Consider the following 20,212-nt stretch of genomic DNA (forward strand, 5'->3'; position numbering starts at 1 on the left):
CGAGAACATCAAGAAATGACTCAATCCCATCAAGCTACCCTGCTGGTCGAACTGCTGACCGAGGAACTGCCGCCGAAAGCGCTTGCCCGTCTCGGCGACGCCTTCGCGGAAGGTATTGCGGAGCGCCTCGCGGCGCGCGATCTGATCGAAGGCGAGCTGTCATTCGAGCGTTATGCGACGCCGCGCCGCCTCGCTGTCACGATCAAAAACGTACGTACGGTTGCGCCGGAAAAGCATGTGCGCGAAAAAGTTTTACCGGTTTCCGTCGCGCTCGATAAAGACGGTCAGCCCACCGCGCCGCTCGCGAAAAAGCTCGCCGCGCTCGGCTTCCCCGACTTTTCAGTGAACGACCTGGAGCGCGCGCAGGACGGTAAGGCCGAAGCCTTCTTCCTGCGCTACGCCGCACCGGGCGCCACGCTGGCAGAAGGCCTGCAGGCTGCGCTCGACGAAACGCTCGCCAAGTTGCCCATTCCCAAGGTCATGACCTACCAGCGCCCCGACGGCACGAACGTGCAGTTCGTGCGGCCGGCGCATCGCCTGACCGCGCTGCATGGCGAGCAGATCGTTCCGGTCAGTGCGCTCGGCATCGACGCAGACGACACCACGCTGGGTCATCGCTTCCTGTCCGAAGGCTTCGTGCAGATTCAGCACGCGGATTCGTATGCCGACACCCTGATGCACAAAGGCCGTGTGGTACCGAACTTCGCCGACCGCAAGGAAACCATCCGCACGCATCTGCTTGCGCACGCCGACGGCGATCAGGTCGTGATGCCTGAATCGCTGCTGGACGAAGTGACGTCGCTGGTCGAATGGCCGGTGGTCTACGCATGCCGTTTCGAGGACGAATTCCTGCAAGTGCCGCAGGAATGTCTGATCCTCACCATGCAGACGAACCAGAAATACTTCGCGTTGACGGATGAGAACGGCAAGCTGCGCTCGCGCTTCCTGATCGTGTCGAACATCGAAACGTCCACGCCTGGCGATATCGTCGAAGGCAATGAGCGTGTGGTGCGCCCGCGTTTGGCCGACGCCAAATTCTTCTTCGAGCAGGACAAGAAGAAGCCGCTCGCCGACCGCGTGCCCTTGCTTGCGAACGTCGTGTATCACAACAAGCTCGGCTCGGCGCTGCAACGCGTGGAGCGCGTCGAAGCGCTGGCCGGCGCGATCGCCGGACTGATCGGCGCGGACGTGGCGCTCGCCAGGCGCGCCGCGCGTCTGGCCAAGGCCGATCTGATCACCGACATGGTCGGCGAGTTTCCTGAGTTGCAAGGCACGATGGGCACCTACTACGCCCGCCACGACGGCGAGCCGGAAGAAGTCGCGCTCGCATGCTCGGAACATTATCAGCCGCGTTTTTCCGGCGACGCGTTGCCGGGCACGGCAACCGGCACGGTCGTCGCGCTGGCCGACAAGCTCGAAACGCTGGTCGGCATCTGGGGCATCGGTCTGCAACCCACCGGCGAGAAAGACCCGTTCGCGTTGCGCCGCCACGCGCTCGGCGTGCTGCGCATTCTGGTCGAGAAGCAACTGGCCGTGGACTTCGTCGAACTGCTGCGCACCGCTTACGCGCAATTTGCCGCAGTGCCGAACGTCGTAGATTCGACGCAAGCCATCTACGACTTCAGCATGGATCGTCTGCGTGGTTTGTTGCGCGAACGCGGTCACGCGCCGGGCGAAATCGACGCGGTGCTCGCGCTCAACCCGACGCGTCTCGACGATATCGTCGCGCGCCTCGATGCAGTACGCGAGTTCGCGGCATTGCCGGAAGCGGCATCGCTCGCGGCAGCCAACAAGCGCATCTCGAACATCCTGAAGAAGTCGGAAGGCGCGACCGCCACCGGCGGCGTGCAGGTCACGCTGCTCTTCGAGCCGGCGGAAAAGGCCTTGCATGCGCAGCTGGAGCAGGTAGCGCCGCGTGTGCAGTCGCAACTCGCCGCACGCGATTACACGGGCGCGCTTACCGCGCTTGCCGCGTTGCGCGAACCGGTCGACACGTTCTTCAACGACGTAATGGTCAACGCTGAAGATCCGGCGCTGCGCGCGAATCGTCTGGCGTTGCTCGGCGCGCTGCATCAGCAGATGAATTGCGTCGCCGACATTTCCCGACTCGCCGCCTGAGCCGCACGCCATGCCGACCAAAAAAGTGGTGATCCTCGACCGCGACGGCGTGATCAACGCCGATTCCGACGCGTTCATCAAGTCGCCGGACGAGTGGGTCGCGTTGCCGGGTTCGCTCGAAGCGATTGCGCGTCTCAGCCAGGCGGGCTATCGCGTGGCGGTCGCAACGAACCAGTCGGGCATCGGCCGGGGGCTCTTCGACATGAACGCACTCAACGCAATGCACCTCAAGATGCATCGCATGGCGGCGTCCGTAGGCGGGCGCATCGACGCGGTGTTCTTCTGCCCGCACACGGCGGAGGACCACTGCGAATGTCGCAAGCCGAAGCCCGGCATGCTGAAGATGATCAACGAGCGTTTCGAGGTCGACCCGGAAAACACGCCGGTGGTCGGCGACGCGATGCGCGACCTGCAAGCGGGCGCGGCGCTCGGCCACCCGGTTCATCTGGTGCTCACGGGCAAAGGCCGCAAGACGCTCACGGCGGGCGGCCTGCCGGATGGCACCGTCGTCCACGACGACCTGCGAGCGTTCGCGCTCGACTTCCTCGCCGACGCTCAAGAGTGATGCGTACCACGCGAGTCCCCACCCCTTACTGACCACGCCGATGCGCTTCATTCGTTCTTTGCTGCTGCTGATTTACTTCATCGTGTTCACGGTGCCGTACGCGACCGCGTGCTTCATTGCGTTCCCGTTCATGCGCGCCGATAGCCGCTACTGGATGGCCGCCGGCTGGTGCCGCGCAACGCTCAACGCGGTGCGCTGGCTCAACGGTATCCGCTACAAGATCGAGGGCATGGAGAACCTGCCCAACGGTCCGGCGGTGTTGTTGTCGAAGCATCAATCGGCATGGGAAACGCTGGCGTTTCCCGCCTTGATGCCTCGACCGCTGTGCTACGTGTTCAAGCGCGAGTTGCTGTATGTGCCGTTTTTCGGCTGGGCGCTCGGCCTCCTGAAGATGGTTCATATCGACCGTAAAGAAGGCAAGTACGCGTTCGAATCGGTGATCAGGCAAGGCAAGGCGCGCATGGCGGAAGGCGCCTGGGTGATCATGTTTCCGGAAGGCACACGCACGCCGACTGGCAAGCAGGGCAAGTACAAAACCGGCGGTGCGCGTTTTGCGATTGCAACGGGCGCGCCGGTCGTGCCGATCGCGCACAACGCCGGACGCGTGTGGCCTCGCAACTCGTTTATCAAATATGCGGGTATAGTCACAGTGTCGATCGGCAAGCCGATCGAGACCACGGGGCTCACGCCCGACGAAGTGAACACGCGCGTCGAACAGTGGATCGAAGCTGAAATGCGTCGCATCGATCCTACTGCGTATCGCGCGGCGGGAAGCAGTTCCGCCGCCGCACCTATCTGACGCGCCCACGCCCTCGAAGGCGTACTTGCGCGAAGCCGAATCCGATGCAGAAGTCTCCTACGCCGCAGCCCGCTGCGGCGCTCGATAACCGGCAACTCGATCTCCCGCTCTTCGCAGAGCCGGGGTCGACTTCGTCGTCCCCATCACCGTCCGCGCCTTCGGCAACGCCTCAGGGTCAGCAGCCCGCGGTGCCCCTTGCACCAGACGGCAGCAAGCTGCGCAGTCTCGTCATCGGGTCGCGCACGCTGCATTACGCGCTCAAGCGTTCGGCGCGCCGCTCGATCGGCTTCGCAATCGACAGCACCGGTCTAACGATCACTGCGCCGCGTTGGGTCACGCTCGCCGATATCGAAACCGCGATCACCGAAAAACAGCGCTGGATTTTCACGAAGCTGATCGAATGGCAAACGCGCGTCGAACAGCGCGCGTTGCCGAAGGTCGACTGGAAAGACGGCGCCGAGGTGCCCTATCTCGGGCAGCCGGTGCGCGTAACGCTCGGCTCGCCGCAAGGCACGCTCGCATTTAGCGCGACCGACTCCGCCCTGCAAGTGCCGCTGCCTCTGCAAGCGGACCCGCAGCAGATCAAGGACCGCGTGCAAGGCTGGTTGCAGACCGAAGCGAAGCGTGTGTTCGGCGAGCGCCTCGCTATTTACGCGGAGAAGCTGGGCGTCAACTATCGCGCGTATGCGCTCTCTTCAGCGGCCACGCGTTGGGGTAGTTGTTCGAGTGACGGCAAGATTCGCCTGAACTGGCGGCTGATTCACTTTCCGCTTTCCATCATCGATTACGTCGTCGCGCATGAGTTGGCGCATCTGCGGGAAATGAATCACAGCCCGCGCTTCTGGCAAACGGTTGAATCGATTTTTCCGGAATTCCGCGAAGCGCGGCAGACGCTGAAGTCGCATCCGCCGGAACTGCTGCCGACGCTCTAGAGCCGGCGTTTTGTCCCGCTTGCCGCAGTGCCGTGAGAGGCCGACGCGGTGTGGACAGTGATCAACGCCGCGCGACCTACTCCGTGCAAAACGTCTCATGCAGATGACGCCACGTCACCTTGCCTTGCGCGTCGACGTCCATCACTGCGGTTGAGCGCCGCACGTTCGCATTGCCCGCATTGTCCCGCTGATACTCGCGATATTTCACGACCGCGCCAGTCGGATATTCGACGACGATCTCCCTGTCGCGAATGTCGATCTGCGAGCCTGGCCGCGCCCCGCGCAGCCTCGCGAACGTCTCGCGCAGCGCGGCGCGATCGAGCGCGGCGCCGGACGGCATGATCAACGTGAACTGCGGCGCGAAGCGCGCCATGATCCGTTCGAGCGCGAGGTCGTCCGCGGAACCGTCGAACAAGGCCTCGATTTCGACGTGGATCGCATCAAGTTCGTTGAAGTAGGGATTGTTGTTGTTCATGACGTGAGCGAATGAGACCCCGGCTCGCAGGCGCCGGCGCTTATTTTTTCTTCTGGATGAACTCGATCTTGTAGCCGTCCGGATCGGTGACGAATGCGATCACGGTGGTGCCGTGTTTCATCGGCCCCGCTTCGCGCACAACCGTGCCGCCTTGCGCCTTGATTTTGTCGCATGCTGCATAGGCGTCTTCCACCTCGACGGCGAGATGCCCGAAGCCGTTGCCGAGGTCATAGGCCGGCGTGTCCCAGTTGTGCGTCAGTTCGATGACAGTGCCGTCGCGCTCGTCCGTGTAGCCGACGAACGCCAGCGTGAATTTGCCGTCCGGATAATCTTCGCGGCGCAGTAACTTCATGCCGAGCAGTTCGGTGTAGAACGCGATCGAACGGTCCAGGTCGCCGACCCGGAGCATGGTGTGAAGCAGGCGCATCGTGTACTCCCTGTTGCTTGATGTCGAGACCGTAAATGTACCCGGAATCGACCGTCGTTGCAGGGACGCCGGCGCGCAGCGGGCGGCGTGGAGCGCGCGCCGCGCCGCCTTGCACCGATATGTCAGAACTGATGCCGCAGCCCCGCCATCAAGCCGATTTGCGAGCCTTTCTGCGCGAGCCCGACGCCATTCACGCCTTGCAGTTGCGCGCCGATCAGATCGCCGCGATACAGCGAATAATCGCCTTCCACATACACGTCAGTGCGCTTTGACAGGTTGTAGTCCGCGACGAGCTGATATTGCCATGCCGAACCGTCTTTGGCCGCGGTCTTGCCGTCCTGCAGCGTGCGCCAGACGTTGGCCGCGAGGTGCCAGGCGTCGCCCACCTGCTGCGTGATACCGCCCATGAACATGCGTCGTCGCGAAAAGTCCGTGTATTTCAGCGCGGTCAGCGCGGCAGCCGTAAACGGTCCGTTCGCGAAAGTTGAGAAACCGGCGTCGGCCCGATTGACGATGTAACCCAGCGCAAAGCGCGTTTTGTTCCACGTGTACGAGCCGCCGAATGTCCACGCTTTGGCCGAGGCTCCGTTGACCGAGTCTTTCGACTCCTCGTACGCGCCGCCGACGGTAAACGGTCCTCCCGGGGGCGCATAAGCGGCCGCCGCGCCGATCTGGCTACCGTACGAATTGCCGGCGTTGCCGCCGAACGCGTAGCCCGCCGCGAAGCTCAAGCCGTTGTACTTTGCCTGATACTGCACCTGATTACTGGTCCAGATGCCGCCCGTCATCGTCACCTCGGGCTGGAAGCTGAAGTCGTAAGGAATCCACGGATTGCTGCCGTAACCGCCTACCGTGATGCCTTCGATCATCACGTTGTACTGACGGCCCAAAATGACCTGCCCGTAGGAAGTGGAGCGCACACCGACCTGCGCTTCGTTGAAGAACGGCAAGGTCGGATCGCTCTGTCCACTGTTGATGTACAGGCGATTTTCGAGTTTGAAGAAGGTGGACCACCCGCCGCCAAGGTCTTCGACGCCTTTCAGCCCCCAGCGGCTTTGCGTCATGCCGCCCGTGCCCAGCCCGAGAGAAGAGTCGCCCGCTTTGTTGGCATGCGTCAGGTAGCGCACGCTCTCGTCGACCACGCCGTAAAGCGTCACGCTCGATTGAGCTTGGGCAACTGGACAACCGAACGATACCAACGCCACGACCGCCGCGCCTCTGCTGAGGGTCTTCATGCCGTTTCCTCGTACAGGCTCCGCTTTGCGCGGATGGAGTTTGTCTGCTCACGCGACGCATCGCCCGGTGGCCGGCTTCTTACTGAAGCGACTGAAGCTGCTGAAGCCCGATTCCGCGACGCAGCGCGTACGAAAGTACCGACAGAACATGTCGTCGAACCTTAGCGCGAAATCAGGATGGTAAGAAATAGATGTTGCGCGAGGTGTTGCGCGGGAGTTGCGCACGCCTCCCGGAATTCGCAAATGACTTGCGACTTGTCGGAAGCACGCGTAGGCGGTGGGGTCATCGAATGGACGCGCGGGCGGGTTTGGTATCGTACGCGCTGCGCCGGACAACCCCGTCCTGCCCTTTTCGTCACCACAACGCCATGAGCACCACTGCCCTTCCCACGCGCCGCGCCCCCGATGGCTTCGCCATCCTGCTGATGGTCGGCTTGTGCGCGATCTGGGGATTCCAGCAAGTGGCGATCAAAAGCGCCAACGCCGCGTTGCCACCGTTTTTCCAGGCGGGCTTGCGTTCGGCGATCGCCACGCTGCTGGTCTGGGCCTGGGCGCGCTCGCGTGGCACGCCGCTTTTCCGCGACGACGGCACGCTGAGCGCTGGTCTGCTGGCGGGCGTCCTGTTCGCTGCCGAGTTCGTGTGCATCTTCCTCGGACTCACACTCACGAGCGCGTCGCGCATGGCGGTTTTTCTCTACACCGCACCCTGCTTTACGGCGTTGGGCTTGCACTGGTTCGTCGATGGCGAGCGGATGCGGCGCACTCAATGGCTCGGCATTTTCGTGGCTTTTGCCGGCATCGCGCTGGCTTTCGCGGATGGCTTCCTGCATGGCGCAACGGCGCGCAGCGCGTCGCTGGCCGCTGTAGCCGGCGACGCACTCGGCGTGCTCGCAGGCATTGCCTGGGCGGCGACGACCGTGGTGGTGCGTGCGACGCGGCTTGCGCACTCCAGCGCAAGCAAGACGCTCTTCTATCAACTGGCGGTATCCGCCGTGGTGCTGCTCGCGCTGGCGCTTGCGTTCGGCGAGGCACACGTGGACACGGTTACGCCGTTGGCGATCGCGAGCCTCGCATATCAGGCGGTGGTGGTCGCGTTCGTCAGCTATCTGGTGTGGTTCTGGCTGCTCACGCGCTATGTCGCCTCGCGCCTGTCGGTGTTCTCGTTTCTCACACCGATGTTCGGGGTCACCTTCGGAGTGCTGCTGCTCGGCGAGTCATTCAGCTTGCGGTTTCTGATGGCCGCAGCACTTGTGCTGACCGGCATCGCGCTGGTCAATGCGCCGGGCAAGCGGTGAGCGGCTCAAGCTTTCGTCCGTAACCATTGCGCCTGAACTCCCGGCTTAACGGCTCGGAACTCCTACCGACGCTTCACCCCACGAAACCCCAGCGCTCTAACCCCCACGCCCACCGATTAACGCTTACCCGCCACGATCTGCGCGACGCGCACGTATTCGGCCACCGGCACGTCTTCGGCGCGGCGCTGGAGGTCGAAGCCAATGGCGTCGAAATCGACGGTATCGCGCAACGCAGCCAACGTATTGCGCAACATCTTGCGACGCTGGGAGAAAGCCGCCGTCACCACTTCGCCGAGTACGCGCTGGTCCACGGGCGTGAGTTCGTGCGGCGCATACGGGATCATTCGCACAATTGCCGAATCGACTTTGGGCGGCGGCTGGAATGCCTCGGGCGGCACGTCCAGCTGCTTGTCGATGACGTAGCGGTACTGCAGCATCACCGAGAGACGGCTGAAGGCCTTGGTGCCTGGCTCGGCCACCATCCGCTCGACCACTTCGTTCTGCAGCATGAAGTGCTGGTCGATCACACGGTGCGCAAACGCAGTGAGATGAAACAGCAGCGGGCTCGAAATGTTGTACGGCAAGTTGCCGACAATGCGTAGCGACGGCTCGTCGCCCGGCGCGGCGAGCGAGCCGAAGTCGAACGCGAGTGCGTCGCCGGCGTGCAGCTGGAGCAGCTCGCCGAACTTGTTCTTCAGACGCCCGATCAGATCGCGGTCCAGTTCGACCGCGTGCAAGGGCGACTCGGGCGTCGCGAGACGCTCGATCAACGGTTCGGTCAATGCGCCGAGCCCCGGCCCGATTTCGACCATGCGCTGGCCGCGCTGCGGCCCGATCACGTCGACGATCGAATCGATCACGCCCATGTCGACCAGAAAGTTCTGCCCGAAACGCTTGCGCGCGATATGGCCTTGGTGCCGGCCCTGCTGCTGTCTGCTGGTGGACATCGAAGAAACGCTAAAGAAAGAAAACTGCCTGGAAATGATTACGCGCGAGGCGCCGATGCGACGTTGAATCAGCCCGCGCGGCGATGTTGCGCCATGAGAACGGCCGTGTCGATGGCGGCGATCAGGCTGCCCGCATCGGCGCGGCCCGTGCCGGCGAGATCGAGCGCAGTACCGTGATCGACCGACGTGCGGATGATCGGCAAGCCCAGCGTGACGTTAATGCCTTCGCCGAACGTCGCGTATTTGAGCACCGGCAAGCCCTGATCGTGGAACATCGCGAGCACGCAGTCGGCCTGGTCCAGATAACGCGGCTGAAACAGCGTGTCCGCCGGATACGGACCGCGCGCGTCGATACCTTCACCGTTCGCGAGCTTGAGCGCCGGCGAGATCACGTCGATTTCCTCGCGACCAAGATAACCGTTCTCGCCGGCATGCGGGTTCAAACCCGTGACGAGAATGCGCGGCGCGGGCAACCCAAAATGATGCCGCAAATCGTGATCGATAATACGCAGCGTTTCGACGATGCCCTCCACCGAAAGCGCGGACGAAACGTCCTTCAGCGGCAGATGCGTGGTGGCGAGCGCAACTCGCAGCGGACGCTCGCCGGTGCCCGCCAGCATCATCACCACGCGCGGCGTGCGCGTGCGCTCGGCGAGATACTCGGTGTGGCCGGTGAACGGCACGCCTGCGTCGTTGATGGTGCTCTTTTGCAGCGGCGCGGTAACGATCGCGTCGAATGTGCCGGCCATTGCGCCGTCGATCGCGCTATCCAGCAGATCCAGCACGTAGCGTCCATTGGCCGCGTTGAGCTTGCCCGCCACAGCCGGCGCGCCGAGCGGCCGATGCTGCACCTGAATGTGCGACGCGTCGGCCACGAGCGCCGGCCAATCTACGCCGACTGAGCGCGCCCGTTCGGCGACAAGAGCCGCATCGCCCAGCACGGTGAACCGCGCGCCGGGCCAGTGTGCCGCCGCGCCCGCAAGCGCCTGCGCGGTCAGCTCGGGACCGACGCCGGCGGGTTCGCCCGTCGTGATCGCGATCTGCAACGGCAAGCTGGCTGACGGGGCGGCGGAATTCATGAGGTTTATTGAACGCGAGACAGGTCGGGCTTGACTTCGACGTATGCGGTGTCGCGCAGTTCGCGCAGCCAGTCGGCGTAAGCCTGCTCCGCCTTGCGCTGACCGATGGCCTGGCGCGCGAGATCCATTTGCTGTGCGATGGAGCCTTCAGACTCGCGGCGTTCCAGCACCTGAATCAGGTGATAGCCGTATTCGCTGCGCACCGGGTCGCTGATCTGTCCGTCCTGCAACGTGTTCATCGCGCGTTCGAATTCGGGCACAGTCTCGCCGGGGCTGATCCAGCCCAAGTCGCCGCCTTGCGACGAAGAACCGTCTTGCGAATACGTGTGAGCGAACTTCGCGAAGTCGCCGCCCGCAGCGATTTCCTTCTTGATTTCGAGCAGCTTCTGGCGCGCTTGCGGCTCGGACATGCCGTCGCCCACGCGCAGCAGGATGTGCCGCACGTGCGTTTGCACGAGCTTCGGCGCGTCCGAACTCGTGCCCTGACCGCTGCGACGGTCGACGAGGCGCACGACTTCAAAGCCGTCGTTGGTGCGGATCACTTCCGGATTGACCTGCCCCGGACGCAATGCCGACGCGGCCTTCACGAATTCCGGCGGCAGCTTTGACGGCGCGGCGAAACCCATGTCGCCGCCCTTCGATGCGTCCGGCGCCTGCGAATTCGATTTCGCGAGCTTCTCGAAGTTGGCGCCGCCCTTGGCTTCGGCGAGCAATGCCTCGGCCTTCTTCTGGGCCGCTTCGATATCCGTTTGCGGCGCGTTCAGCGGCGCCTTCAGCAGGATATGCTGCATGTGCAGATCGCTCGTCGCGCCGGCATTGGGGCCGCGCTGACTGGCGATGTAGTTCGCGACTTCAGCGTCTGACACCGTGACCTTGCTGTCCACTTCCTTTTCACGCAGACGCGAAAGCGTGAGCTCGGTGCGCGCGTCGCTCGTGAACGTGGCCCAAGGCACGCCTTGCGCCTCGATCCGCGAGCGGTACACGTCGAGCGACAGGTTGTTCGCCTGTGCGAGCCGCTCGAGCGTTTTCTGCACCGCTGCGTCGTCGATATTGATGCCGTCTTCTTTCGCCTTCTGCAACTGGATGCGCTCCAGCACCATCTGGTTGAGCACCTGCTGACGCAACTGATCGGCCGGCGGAATCGGGGCGTTCTGCTGGCTCAGACGCCGGGTAATCAGGCCCACGCGCTCTTCGAGCTCGCGCCGTGTGATGACACCGTTGTTGACCACTGCGGCGATCGTGTCGACGGTCTGGCCGCCGCGGTTGCCGCCCAGCGCCTGCGCCTGTACCGGCGCAACCGACAGGAAAGACGCCGCGGCGGCAAGACCTGCCGCGAGCGTTGCCAAGCGAAGCTTTTTCATGATTGCCACAGATACTCCAATGATGTCGGGCACGCCTGGCCCGTCTTTTCGCATTCGATGAACGACCGGGCGAGCGTCATTCGTAATTGATGAACCGCGACTCGGGCGGCGGCGGAGGCGGCAGCGGCGTGTAGCCCGCCACGCTGCTGCGGAACGCGGAAATCAGCCCGTTGTCGACGCTCGACAAGCCCTTGAACGTCAACTGCGCGAGAAAACGCGTGCTCGACTGATGCTGCCCCGACGTATTCAGGCCGTTTGCGTAACGCTGGATACCCGCGCCGAGCGTCCAGCAGTCCGCGTCGTATTGCAAGCCCACGAGCCCGTCGACGATCCGATGCCCGCCCAGATCGTAATTGAACCGCCCGACCCCGAATACCCGATGCGTGAGCGGCCACTGCCCCGACACCAGTACCTGATTGATAGGCTGGTTTTCCAGCGTGGTGTTCGCACGCGTGTAGCGATACCCGACGTTGAGCACCTTGCCGGTCGCCGGACTGAACCCGAAACCGACGCTCGTCTTGACCAGCTGATTGTTGTCGGCATTATATTGGAACGCGGTTTCCGACGCGAAACCAGCCCCGAGCTTGAGCGACGCGCCCACGATCAGGTCCGAATGCGTGGCTTGCGTGCTCGTCTGATTCGGGAGCAGCGTGACCCGCTGATCCTGGAAGTAGTACTGCTGCGCGATCACGAAACGCGCGCGTTCGTCGCCCGTTGCCGGGTTGATGAAGCGCGTGGTGATGGCCGCGGTCAGACGGTTCGCGTCCGCAATGCGGTCGTTGCCGACGAACGTGTTCGGCGTGAAGATTTCCGCGAGCCCGAAGTCCGATTCGGCGGTGTCGAAGAGCGGCGCCGACTCCTGATTGCGATACGGCGTGTACACGTAGTACAGACGCGGCTCGAGCGTCTGGATGTAATCCTCGCCGAAGAGCCGGACCGAACGGTCGAAAATGAGCCCCGTGTCGAAGCTCAGCGTCGGGATTGATTCGGTGAAATTCTTCGGCGTCCCGACCGGCACGTCGCCGCTGATGTTGCGCAGGTTATACGACGCGAAATGCCATTGCACCTTCGGCGTGACGAAGTAGCCGGGCCCGACGACCGAGTACGAAATGTACGGGTTGAACAGCACCCGCTGACCTTCGGTCATGTCCGCGGTCGTGATGCGGAAGTTCGTGTAGTCCGCTTCGGCGCCGAAGTCGAACCCACCCACGTTGTACTTCGAGTACTTCACGTTCAACTGCGGCTCGCGGCCATACGGCGCGACCGACGGCGTCAGCGTCTGCCAGTGCTGCTCGCGCGCGAGCACCGACCACGGGCCGTTGTTATACGTCAACCCGGCTTCCTGTTGATACAGGAGCTGGGTGCCGTTCATGAACTGATTGACCGACGACGACAGGTCTTCCGGATACGTGTTGTCCGAAACCTTGTTGTAGTAAATGTAGCCGCCGAACCCGTTGCCGAAGTTCTGGTTGTGCTGGATGTACAGCGCGTAGCGGTTCGTCTTGGTCAGCCGGTCGTCCGGCAGGAACTCGCCGGAGATCGACCCGGAATACGTAGGCGAAAGATAGCGGAACGTGCTCTGCAACTGCACACCGCGCTTCGAAATGATGCGCGGCGTGACCGTCAGATCGCGATTTGGCGCGATGTTGAAGTAATACGGCACCGACAGTTCGAAGCCGTTCGTCGAACTGAGCGAAAACGTGGGCGGCAGGATACCGCTGCGCCGCTCGCCGGACAGCGGAAACGACAGCCACGGCGACGCGAAAACCGGCACGCCCTGGAAGAACAGCACGCCGTTGTGGGCCACGCCTTCGTCGGCGCCGGTGTCGAAGTCGAATTCGCTGCCCTTGATGTACCACGCCGGATCGTCCGCGCACGCGCAAGCGGTGTAAGTACCCTTGGTGAACACCGAGCGCTCGTTATCGAGCAGGTCGACGCGCTCCGCACTGCCCGAGCCGCCCGTTACGTTGAAGTGGTACTTCGGCGCGGTCATGAAGCCTTCGCTCGAATCCACGCGCATGTGCGCTTCCGGTCCGGCGAACGTGGTGCCGTTGTTGTTCATGCGGACCTGGCCGTATGCGTCGGCCATGTCCGTGTCCTGATCGTAATGCAGCGCGTCGGCCTTGATCACGACAGTATTGCGGCGCACTTCAGCCGAGCCCTTGACGGCCATGTCCTGATCGGTCGTGCCGTTGGTCGAATCGCCGAGGACGAACGTGGCCGGCTTCTGCCCCGGCTGCAGCACATGATCTTCGAGTTGCGGGGCGAGCTGCATACCCCAGGGCGGGTCGATGGGCTGCGGCTGCGCGGCCTCGCCCGCCAGTTGGGCGTGAGCGAGCGCGGGCATGAGACCCGGAACGGCGATCAACGCCGCGACGAGCCGCCTTTTGCGCGGCACCGCGGCACAAGAGGGAATCGTTTGGGAAAGCTGTCTAGGCGGCATGTATCGTTTGGCGAATCGGCCCGTCCGTCAGCTTCTGCAGTCACGATCCACCGCCTGCACACCACGACCGTGACAGTCGGCTGCACATCAATATTTACAATCTTCGAACGGTGAGGCGGGCGGTAAAGCGGAATACGCGAAAGCTGGCGTGAGTCGCGTCAAAAAAGTCGTGGGGTATTATATGGCAAGACGTTGCCCCCCTGAATTTGCCGCCGGTTTTCATGACGCTGCCCCCTTCCCAAGACTTCACACACCTCCCCGCCGACCGCCGCCTCGAACTGCTCGAAGCCTGGCTGCAAAGCCACGCGGCGCGCTATTCGCTCGATCTCGGCACGCTCGCACCGGCTTCGTCCGACGCCAGTTTTCGCCGCTATTTCCGGCTCGCCGGTAAGGCGGCGCAAGGCGAAAGCTCTGGCACGCTGATCGCGGTCGACGCCCCTCCGCCCGAAAAGTGCCGGGAATTCGTGCAGGTCGCGCATCTGCTCGGCGACGCCGGCGTGCACGTGCCGCGCGTGCTGGAGACCGACTTCGACGCCGGGTTCATGCTCGTCACCGACCTGGGCACCGAGTCGTACCTCGGCGCACTCACCGCCGCGCAAAACGACAACGACCCGCGCCGCGCCCGCACGCTGATGCGCGACGCACTCGACGCGCTGATCCGCTGGCAGCTCACGTCGCGCGAAGACGTGCTGCCGCCGTTCGACGAAGCCTTCCTGCGCCGCGAGATGGAGTTGATGCCCGAGTGGTTCATCGGCCGGCACCTTGGCCGCGAGGTGGACGACAACACCCGCGGCCTGCTCGACCGCACGTTCGCGTTGCTGATAGCGAGCGCGCGGGCGCAGCCGCAAGCGTTCATGCTGCGCGATTTCATGCCGCGCAATCTGATGGTCTGCGCCGCGCCGAACGCGGCGAGCGAAGCAAGTCCCAAGGCCAATCCCGGCGTGCTCGACTTCCAGGACGCGGTGTACGGCCCCATTACCTACGACGTCGCGTCGTTGCTGCGCGACGCGTTCCTCAGTTGGGACGAGGAGTTCGAGCTAGATTGCTTCGTGTACTACTGGGAGCGCGCAAAGAAAGCCGGCTTGCCCGTCGATCCCGATTTTGGAGAGTTCTACCGCCAGATCGAGTGGATGGGACTGCAACGGCATATCAAGGTGCTGGGCCTGTTCTGCCGCATCAATTATCGCGACAGCAAACCGCACTACATGAAAGATCTGCCGCGCTTCATCGGCTATGCGCGCAAGGTGGCCGAGCGTTATGCGCCGCTGCGTCCGTTCGCGAAGCTGCTCGACGATCTCGAAGGCCGCTCGAACGAAGTCGGCTACACGTTCTGACCCAACACAATGTCTCTGAAGAAAGCGATGATTTTCGCCGCGGGCCGCGGCGAGCGCATGCGTCCGTTGACCGACGCGTGCCCCAAGCCTTTGCTCGAAGTAGGCGGCAAACCGCTGATCGTGTGGCAGATCGAGCGGCTCGCCCGCTCGGGCTTCGAGACGATTGTCATCAATCACGCGTGGCTCGGCGAGCAGATCGAAGCCGCGCTTGGCGACGGTTCGCGCTGGCATGTGCAGTTGCGCTATTCGCCCGAGCACGAAGCGCTCGAGACGGCGGGCGGCATTGTCAACGCGCTGCCGCTTATCGAAGATAACGGCGTGAGCGAGGTGTTCCTCGCAGTAAGCGGCGACGTGTACGCGGATTTCGACTATCGCGCATTGAATGCGCATGCTCAGGCAATGAAGTCGCTGGCGGAGCCGGGCATGCATCTGGTCATGGTGCCGAATCCGGCGTTCCATCCGAACGGCGACTTTGCGCTCACGGACGGCGTGTTGTCGCTCGACGCCGAGCCGCGCTTCACGTTCGGCAATATCGGGCTCTACGACACGCGCATGTTCCGCGATCTCCCGCGCGGTACGCGGCGCGCGCTCAAGCCGTACTACCGCGAGACGATCGCGCGCGGTCTCGCGACTGGCGAGCTATACGAAGGCCTGTGGGAAAACGTCGGAACGCCGGCGCAGCTTCAGGCGCTGAATCAGCGGTTGGTCGAGCGCTGAGCGACGCCGCGCGAGGGCACGCTCGGGGTGCGCGGCGCCATACGCGCGCCGCCAGTCGCTTCACGCCTCGCCATTGCCCGCCCCCACAATTTCCGCCGACTCCGGGGCTTCGGCCGCGCGTTGCTGCTGCAACGCCCACATCTGAGCGAAGAGGCCATTCGCGCGCAACAGTTCGGCGTGCGTGCCGCGCTCGACAATGCGCCCCTTGTCCATCACGATGATCTGCTGTGCGTGTACCACCGTCGAAAGCCGGTGCGCGATGATGAGCGTCGTACGTTCGCGTGCGATCTGATCGAGCTCGTGCTGGATGGCGCGCTCCGAACGCGAGTCGAGCGCCGACGTGGCTTCGTCGAACAACAGGATCGGCGGGTTCTTCAGGATGGTCCGCGCGATCGCGACACGCTGCTTCTCGCCGCCCGAGAGCTTCAGCCCACGTTCGCCGACGGGCGTGTCATATCCTTTCGGCAGTCCTTCGATGAACTCATGAATGTGCGCGGCGCGCGCCGCCGCGATTACTTCGTCGCGCGTCGCGGACGGCCGTCCATAGGCGATGTTGTAGTAGATCGAATCGTTGAACAGCACCGTGTCCTGCGGCACGATGCCGATCGAAGCACGCAGCGAAGCCTGCGCCACGTCACGAATGTCCTGACCGTCGATAGTAATTGCGCCGCCCGTCGCGCGGTCCAGGTCGTAGAAGCGGAACATGAGCCGCGCGAGCGTCGACTTGCCCGAGCCGCTATGGCCGACCACCGCCGTGGTGGTGCCGGCTGGAATCGTAAAGCTCACGTCGTGCAGAATCTGCCGCGCCGGTTCGTATGAGAAGTTCACCCGGTCAAAGCGCACTTGCGCGCCGCTCACCTGCAACGCGGGCGCGTCGGGAAGGTCCGGCACTTCCTGCGCGGCTCCGAGGAGCGTGAACATGCGGTCCATGTCGGTGAGGCTTTGCTTCAGTTCCCGATAGACCACGCCGAGAAAATTCAACGGAATATAAAGCTGCAGCATGAACGTGTTGATCAGCACGAGATCGCCGAGCGTGAGGCGTCCGGCCATCACGCCTTCGGTCGCGCGCCACAGAATGAACACGAGCCCCGTGCCGATAATCGCCTGCTGTCCAAAATTCAGCGCCGACAGCGAGCGCTGTGACTTGATGGCCGCCGTGCGATAGCGCTTCAGATTTTCGTCGTAGCGGCTCGCTTCCCACTCTTCATTGCCGAAATATTTGACGGTCTCATAGTTCAGCAGCGAGTCGATTGCGCGCGAGTTCGCTTTCGAATCGAGTTCGTTCATCGTGCGGCGAAAATGCGTGCGCCACTCGGTCACCTTCACCGTGAACACGATGTACACCGCGAGAGCCACGAACGTGACCACCGCGTAATACGCCTCGTATTTGACGACGAAAAACCCAAGCACGAGCCCGACTTCGACCAGCGTCGGCAGAATGCTGTACAGCGAATAAGAGATGAGCTGCGTGATGCCGCGCGTGCCGCGTTCGATGTCGCGCGACATGCCGCCCGTTTGCCGGTCCAGATGAAAGCGCAACGACAAGCCATGCAGATGCCGGAACACTTTGAGCGCAAGCTGCCGCACCGCGCTTTCGGTCACTTTCGAAAACAGGATTTCCCGCAGTTCGGTGAAGAGCGAAGTAGAAAGCCGGACCACCGCATACGCGACCACCAGCAGGCCGACGCCGCCGAGCAGCACGATGCCCGGCGAATCGTGCGCGCGGCCGAGTGCGGTCAGATGCTGCACCGACGCCAGGCTGTCGACGATACGCTTCATCACGATCGGCACGCCAAGATTGGCGATCTTCGCGCCGATCAGGCAACTGAGCGCGAAGATCACGCGCCACTTGTAGGTCGCAAGGTAAGGCAGCAGCGACAGGATGGTCTGCCAGTCGTTGCGCGGTTGGGTGGAGATGGGCGAGGGTTCTGACGGAAGCGAGCGGCGCATGGATTCGGCTGGGGAGGAGGTGGAAATGCCGGAGTTCACAGCGGTACGCCGGCCATTGTGTGCACGTGGCACGTTGCCTGGTGGCGCAACCTCGCTGGGCGCTTTCCCGTACAATTCCTGATCTTCCTATTGTCGCAGAAGCCGGCCGGCGCCGCTTTTCGTGGGCTATCCGGGCATCCGGTCGAAGGTTGACCGAGCGGGCTTGCCGTCTGGCGATGTCCGCAGCTTGCGTGGAGCGGTTGCCGCGTAGTCCACCTGCTGGCCCAGTCGACAAAGCCAAACAGATCAACACGCGTTTCCAGGGTACCAATGACCGATATTCTCCAACTCCCGCAAAAGCCTTGCGCACTGCGCGTCATGCCGCAACCGTCGGACGCGAACGTTCACGGCGACGTGTTCGGCGGCTGGATCATGGCGCAAGTGGATATTGCCGGTTCGATTCCGGCAAGCCGCCGCGCGAATGGACGTGTCGCGACCATCGCGGTCAACTCGTTCGTGTTCAAGCAACCAGTGTTCGTCGGCGATCTGCTGAGCTTTTACGCGGACATCGTCAAAACGGGCAATACGTCGGTCACCGTTTCCGTCGAGGTCTACGCGCAACGTATGAGCCTCACAGAAGATCTCGTGAAGGTAACCGAGGCGATTCTCACCTACGTCGCTACCGACAGCGACCGCCGTCCGCGCGCGCTGCCCGCACTCGATTGAACTCGACCGGGTTCATTGAGGCACTGCATGCCGGCGCTCAATAGCGCATGTATCGCGCACGTATGGCGCACGTATGGCGCACGTATTGCGCAATCACGAACCGGCGCCCGCCGCTATTGAGACGCTAACGCACCATCGGCGCGCAGATACGCGTCGACTTGTCCTTCTATCCACTGCGCAAAATGCGCCTGCTGGGCAGTGAGCGTTTCGCGTTGCTGCCACACGAGCCAGTACGGGTAGCGATAAGGCACGCGAATCGACGTGATCTGCACCAGTTCGCCCCGGCTCACCGCATGCGAGACGAGACTGCGCCGCTCCAGCGCGACACCTTGGCCCAGCAACACCGCGCTGATCACCACGTTCGAGTCGTTCGCGGACAACACCATGCGCGCGGCAACCGGCTGCGCGACCTTCGCCGCTTCGCACCAGTCGCCCCACGGTGCGTCGGGGCTCGAAATCAGCGGACACGCGACCACGTCTTCGGCGGTGACGGGAAAGAGGCCATTCGGCTCGAGCGCAAAATGCGGCGCCGCGACCACGACCATTTCATCGTCGAACAATTTCTGCTGCGCGACGTCGGGCCAATGGCCCTGCCCCATACGAATGGCGATATCGCTCACGCCGGTGCGCAAGTCTTCGAGTTGCAAGCCGGTGGCAAGACGCACGCGATAGTACGGATGCGCTTCACGAAAGCTCTGCAGACGCGGCACGAGCCAATGCTGCGCGAACGACGGCAACGTCGCGATCACCAGTTCGCTGTCATGCGGACGAGCCTGCGCGCGTCGCGTGGCCTGTGTGATGTCGCGCAGCGCCGCGCGTATATCGAGTGCGTAAAGGCGGCCTTCTTCGGTTGGGCGCAACCCGCGCGCCTCGCGTACGAAAAGCGCGACGCCCATTACATCTTCGAGCACCTTGATCTGCTGGCTCACCGCCGAATGCGTGACATGCAACTCGCGCGCGGCCTGGGTGACGCCGCCCAGCCGGGCGACGGCCTCGAAGCAGCGCAGAGCGGTCAAAGGCGGGATCGGTTTCATGTAAGAGATTCTGACGTAAACCGTCGATTAATTTCGCTTTTTCTGCCGCTCGGAGATGCTTAATCTATTGCCCTGACGCGCACCATACTGCACCGGCGGCCAGATGCACGCCACCGCGAGCGCCCGCGCATCGCGATAGAACTTCTAACGGGAGCAATATGAAACTGATCGGAATGCTGGACTCGCCTTACGTGCGCCGGGTGGCTATCTGCATGAAGATGCTGAAGCTGGATTTCGAACACGCGCCCATTTCCGTGTTCAGTACCTACGACCAGTTCGCGGCCATCAACCCGGTGGTCAAGGCGCCGACGCTCGTCGCCGACAACGGCAAGACGGTGATGGATTCCACGGTGATCCTTCAATATCTCGCGTCGCTCGCCGGTTCCGGGCAGCGGCTATTTCCGTCCAGTCCCGACGACTGCCTGCGCGCCGCGCGTCTGACGGGCCTCTCGCTCGCCGCGTGCGACAAGACGGTGCAGATCGTCTACGAACGCAATCTGCGGCCGGTGGACAAGCAGCACGAGCCGTGGATGGAGCGGGTGCGCGGGCAGATGCTCGCCGCGTATGCCGAACTCGAACAGGAAGCCGCGGCCGCGCCGTTGCCAACCGAGGCGGAGCGCTTCGGCGCGGCGGAAGTGACGCTCGCGGTCGCGTGGAACTTCACCCAGGCAATGCTGCCGCAGATCGTGAGCGCCAGCGCACATCCGCATTTGCAGGCATTTTCGGCTGCGGCGGAGCAGTTGCCGGTTTTCGCGAGCACGCCGGCAGTGTGAGGTCGGCGTCGCTAACGCAGGCA

Annotated in this window: 18 protein-coding genes; 9 read left to right on the forward strand and 9 right to left on the reverse strand. The window is 63.3% G+C overall.

Features of this window, described 5'->3' with window-relative positions:
• Positions 1-15: 15 nt before the first annotated feature.
• From glyS to ACTJLB_RS00075, 4 genes are read left to right on the forward strand one after another with little or no spacing between them, the layout of a single operon-like run.
• Positions 16-2,118 carry a glycine--tRNA ligase subunit beta gene (gene glyS, locus ACTJLB_RS00060; RefSeq protein WP_408127404.1) on the forward strand — a complete coding sequence of 701 codons (2,103 nt, stop codon included), beginning with the start codon at positions 16-18 and terminating at the stop codon, positions 2,116-2,118.
• A 10-nt stretch (positions 2,119-2,128) separates the two neighbouring features.
• Positions 2,129-2,683 (forward strand): D-glycero-beta-D-manno-heptose 1,7-bisphosphate 7-phosphatase, encoded by a 555-nt coding sequence (gene gmhB / locus ACTJLB_RS00065; protein ID WP_027777871.1) that lies wholly within the window; start codon positions 2,129-2,131, stop codon positions 2,681-2,683.
• A 40-nt stretch (positions 2,684-2,723) separates the two neighbouring features.
• A complete protein-coding gene (locus ACTJLB_RS00070; protein WP_087750857.1) occupies positions 2,724-3,482 on the forward strand; it encodes a lysophospholipid acyltransferase family protein in 759 nt (252 codons plus the stop codon).
• A 44-nt stretch (positions 3,483-3,526) separates the two neighbouring features.
• On the forward strand, positions 3,527-4,414 hold the full coding sequence (locus ACTJLB_RS00075; RefSeq protein ID WP_204522784.1) for a M48 family metallopeptidase: 888 nt from the start codon (positions 3,527-3,529) through the stop codon (positions 4,412-4,414).
• Between the two features lie 76 nt (positions 4,415-4,490).
• Here ACTJLB_RS00075 and ACTJLB_RS00080 read toward each other — a convergent pair whose 3' ends face one another.
• From ACTJLB_RS00080 to ACTJLB_RS00090, 3 genes are all read right to left on the reverse strand, one after another.
• Positions 4,491-4,889: a DUF4440 domain-containing protein gene (locus tag ACTJLB_RS00080; RefSeq protein WP_088173131.1), complete on the reverse strand. Its 399-nt coding sequence runs from the start codon at positions 4,887-4,889 to the stop codon at positions 4,491-4,493.
• 40 nt (positions 4,890-4,929) lie between these two features.
• Positions 4,930-5,316, reverse strand: a complete 387-nt coding sequence (gene gloA / locus ACTJLB_RS00085) for a lactoylglutathione lyase (RefSeq protein WP_020069654.1) — start codon at positions 5,314-5,316, stop codon at positions 4,930-4,932.
• Between the two features lie 122 nt (positions 5,317-5,438).
• On the reverse strand, positions 5,439-6,551 hold the full coding sequence (locus ACTJLB_RS00090) for a porin (protein ID WP_204522783.1): 1,113 nt from the start codon (positions 6,549-6,551) through the stop codon (positions 5,439-5,441).
• 368 nt (positions 6,552-6,919) lie between these two features.
• Between ACTJLB_RS00090 and ACTJLB_RS00095 the strand changes: the two genes are divergently transcribed.
• A complete protein-coding gene (locus tag ACTJLB_RS00095; RefSeq protein WP_440782081.1) occupies positions 6,920-7,846 on the forward strand; it encodes a DMT family transporter in 927 nt (308 codons plus the stop codon).
• A gap of 116 nt (positions 7,847-7,962) precedes the next feature.
• Here ACTJLB_RS00095 and rsmA read toward each other — a convergent pair whose 3' ends face one another.
• The 4 genes from rsmA to ACTJLB_RS00115 all read right to left on the reverse strand — a co-directional run bounded on the left by rsmA (position 7,963) and on the right by ACTJLB_RS00115 (position 13,676).
• Complete coding sequence (rsmA, locus tag ACTJLB_RS00100; protein WP_440782082.1) at positions 7,963-8,793, reverse strand: 16S rRNA (adenine(1518)-N(6)/adenine(1519)-N(6))-dimethyltransferase RsmA; 831 nt, start codon at positions 8,791-8,793, stop codon at positions 7,963-7,965.
• Positions 8,794-8,861: 68 nt separating this feature from the next.
• Positions 8,862-9,872: a 4-hydroxythreonine-4-phosphate dehydrogenase PdxA gene (gene pdxA, locus ACTJLB_RS00105; RefSeq protein ID WP_408161733.1), complete on the reverse strand. Its 1,011-nt coding sequence runs from the start codon at positions 9,870-9,872 to the stop codon at positions 8,862-8,864.
• Between the two features lie 5 nt (positions 9,873-9,877).
• Complete coding sequence (locus tag ACTJLB_RS00110) at positions 9,878-11,242, reverse strand: peptidylprolyl isomerase (protein ID WP_020069649.1); 1,365 nt, start codon at positions 11,240-11,242, stop codon at positions 9,878-9,880.
• 67 nt (positions 11,243-11,309) lie between these two features.
• Entirely contained in the window at positions 11,310-13,676 is a 2,367-nt protein-coding gene (locus ACTJLB_RS00115; RefSeq protein ID WP_088173135.1) for an LPS-assembly protein LptD, read from the reverse strand.
• Positions 13,677-13,897: 221 nt separating this feature from the next.
• On the opposite strand from ACTJLB_RS00115, the gene ACTJLB_RS00120 reads away from it, so the two are divergent.
• Positions 13,898-15,010 carry an aminoglycoside phosphotransferase family protein gene (locus tag ACTJLB_RS00120; protein ID WP_440782083.1) on the forward strand — a complete coding sequence of 371 codons (1,113 nt, stop codon included), beginning with the start codon at positions 13,898-13,900 and terminating at the stop codon, positions 15,008-15,010.
• Positions 15,011-15,019: 9 nt separating this feature from the next.
• Positions 15,020-15,727: an N-acetylmuramate alpha-1-phosphate uridylyltransferase MurU gene (murU, locus tag ACTJLB_RS00125; protein ID WP_408484400.1), complete on the forward strand. Its 708-nt coding sequence runs from the start codon at positions 15,020-15,022 to the stop codon at positions 15,725-15,727.
• A 60-nt stretch (positions 15,728-15,787) separates the two neighbouring features.
• Here the strand turns inward: murU and ACTJLB_RS00130 are convergent, their stop codons facing one another.
• Positions 15,788-17,677, reverse strand: coding sequence for an ABCB family ABC transporter ATP-binding protein/permease (locus tag ACTJLB_RS00130; RefSeq protein ID WP_087750866.1), 1,890 nt, complete (start codon positions 17,675-17,677; stop codon positions 15,788-15,790).
• A 309-nt stretch (positions 17,678-17,986) separates the two neighbouring features.
• Here ACTJLB_RS00130 and ACTJLB_RS00135 point away from each other — a divergent pair, with 309 nt between their 5' ends.
• Complete coding sequence (locus ACTJLB_RS00135) at positions 17,987-18,382, forward strand: acyl-CoA thioesterase (RefSeq protein ID WP_087750867.1); 396 nt, start codon at positions 17,987-17,989, stop codon at positions 18,380-18,382.
• Positions 18,383-18,495: 113 nt separating this feature from the next.
• On the opposite strand, the gene ACTJLB_RS00140 is transcribed toward ACTJLB_RS00135, so the two are convergent.
• A complete protein-coding gene (locus ACTJLB_RS00140) occupies positions 18,496-19,416 on the reverse strand; it encodes a LysR substrate-binding domain-containing protein (protein WP_440782084.1) in 921 nt (306 codons plus the stop codon).
• 158 nt (positions 19,417-19,574) lie between these two features.
• On the opposite strand from ACTJLB_RS00140, the gene ACTJLB_RS00145 reads away from it, so the two are divergent.
• Complete coding sequence (locus tag ACTJLB_RS00145) at positions 19,575-20,189, forward strand: glutathione S-transferase (RefSeq protein WP_408413393.1); 615 nt, start codon at positions 19,575-19,577, stop codon at positions 20,187-20,189.
• The last annotated feature ends 23 nt before the right edge of the window (positions 20,190-20,212 follow it).

Source organism: Paraburkholderia sp. 22098, assembly GCF_052045935.1.
Taxonomy (GTDB): domain Bacteria; phylum Pseudomonadota; class Gammaproteobacteria; order Burkholderiales; family Burkholderiaceae; genus Paraburkholderia; species Paraburkholderia caledonica.

What these genes read in the sequence shown, in the direction of transcription:
- glyS (WP_408127404.1), top strand. Translation starts at nt 16, where the DNA reads ATGACTCAATCCCATCAAGCTACCCTGCTGGTCGAACTGCTGACCGAG.
- gmhB (WP_027777871.1), top strand. Translation starts at nt 2,129, where the DNA reads ATGCCGACCAAAAAAGTGGTGATCCTCGACCGCGACGGCGTGATCAAC.
- ACTJLB_RS00070 (WP_087750857.1), top strand. Translation starts at nt 2,724, where the DNA reads ATGCGCTTCATTCGTTCTTTGCTGCTGCTGATTTACTTCATCGTGTTC.
- ACTJLB_RS00075 (WP_204522784.1), top strand. Translation starts at nt 3,527, where the DNA reads ATGCAGAAGTCTCCTACGCCGCAGCCCGCTGCGGCGCTCGATAACCGG.
- ACTJLB_RS00080 (WP_088173131.1), bottom strand. Translation starts at nt 4,889, where the DNA reads ATGAACAACAACAATCCCTACTTCAACGAACTTGATGCGATCCACGTC.
- gloA (WP_020069654.1), bottom strand. Translation starts at nt 5,316, where the DNA reads ATGCGCCTGCTTCACACCATGCTCCGGGTCGGCGACCTGGACCGTTCG.
- ACTJLB_RS00090 (WP_204522783.1), bottom strand. Translation starts at nt 6,551, where the DNA reads ATGAAGACCCTCAGCAGAGGCGCGGCGGTCGTGGCGTTGGTATCGTTC.
- ACTJLB_RS00095 (WP_440782081.1), top strand. Translation starts at nt 6,920, where the DNA reads ATGAGCACCACTGCCCTTCCCACGCGCCGCGCCCCCGATGGCTTCGCC.
- rsmA (WP_440782082.1), bottom strand. Translation starts at nt 8,793, where the DNA reads ATGTCCACCAGCAGACAGCAGCAGGGCCGGCACCAAGGCCATATCGCG.
- pdxA (WP_408161733.1), bottom strand. Translation starts at nt 9,872, where the DNA reads ATGAATTCCGCCGCCCCGTCAGCCAGCTTGCCGTTGCAGATCGCGATC.
- ACTJLB_RS00115 (WP_088173135.1), bottom strand. Translation starts at nt 13,676, where the DNA reads ATGCCGCCTAGACAGCTTTCCCAAACGATTCCCTCTTGTGCCGCGGTG.
- ACTJLB_RS00120 (WP_440782083.1), top strand. Translation starts at nt 13,898, where the DNA reads ATGACGCTGCCCCCTTCCCAAGACTTCACACACCTCCCCGCCGACCGC.
- murU (WP_408484400.1), top strand. Translation starts at nt 15,020, where the DNA reads ATGTCTCTGAAGAAAGCGATGATTTTCGCCGCGGGCCGCGGCGAGCGC.
- ACTJLB_RS00130 (WP_087750866.1), bottom strand. Translation starts at nt 17,677, where the DNA reads ATGCGCCGCTCGCTTCCGTCAGAACCCTCGCCCATCTCCACCCAACCG.
- ACTJLB_RS00135 (WP_087750867.1), top strand. Translation starts at nt 17,987, where the DNA reads ATGACCGATATTCTCCAACTCCCGCAAAAGCCTTGCGCACTGCGCGTC.
- ACTJLB_RS00140 (WP_440782084.1), bottom strand. Translation starts at nt 19,416, where the DNA reads ATGAAACCGATCCCGCCTTTGACCGCTCTGCGCTGCTTCGAGGCCGTC.
- ACTJLB_RS00145 (WP_408413393.1), top strand. Translation starts at nt 19,575, where the DNA reads ATGAAACTGATCGGAATGCTGGACTCGCCTTACGTGCGCCGGGTGGCT.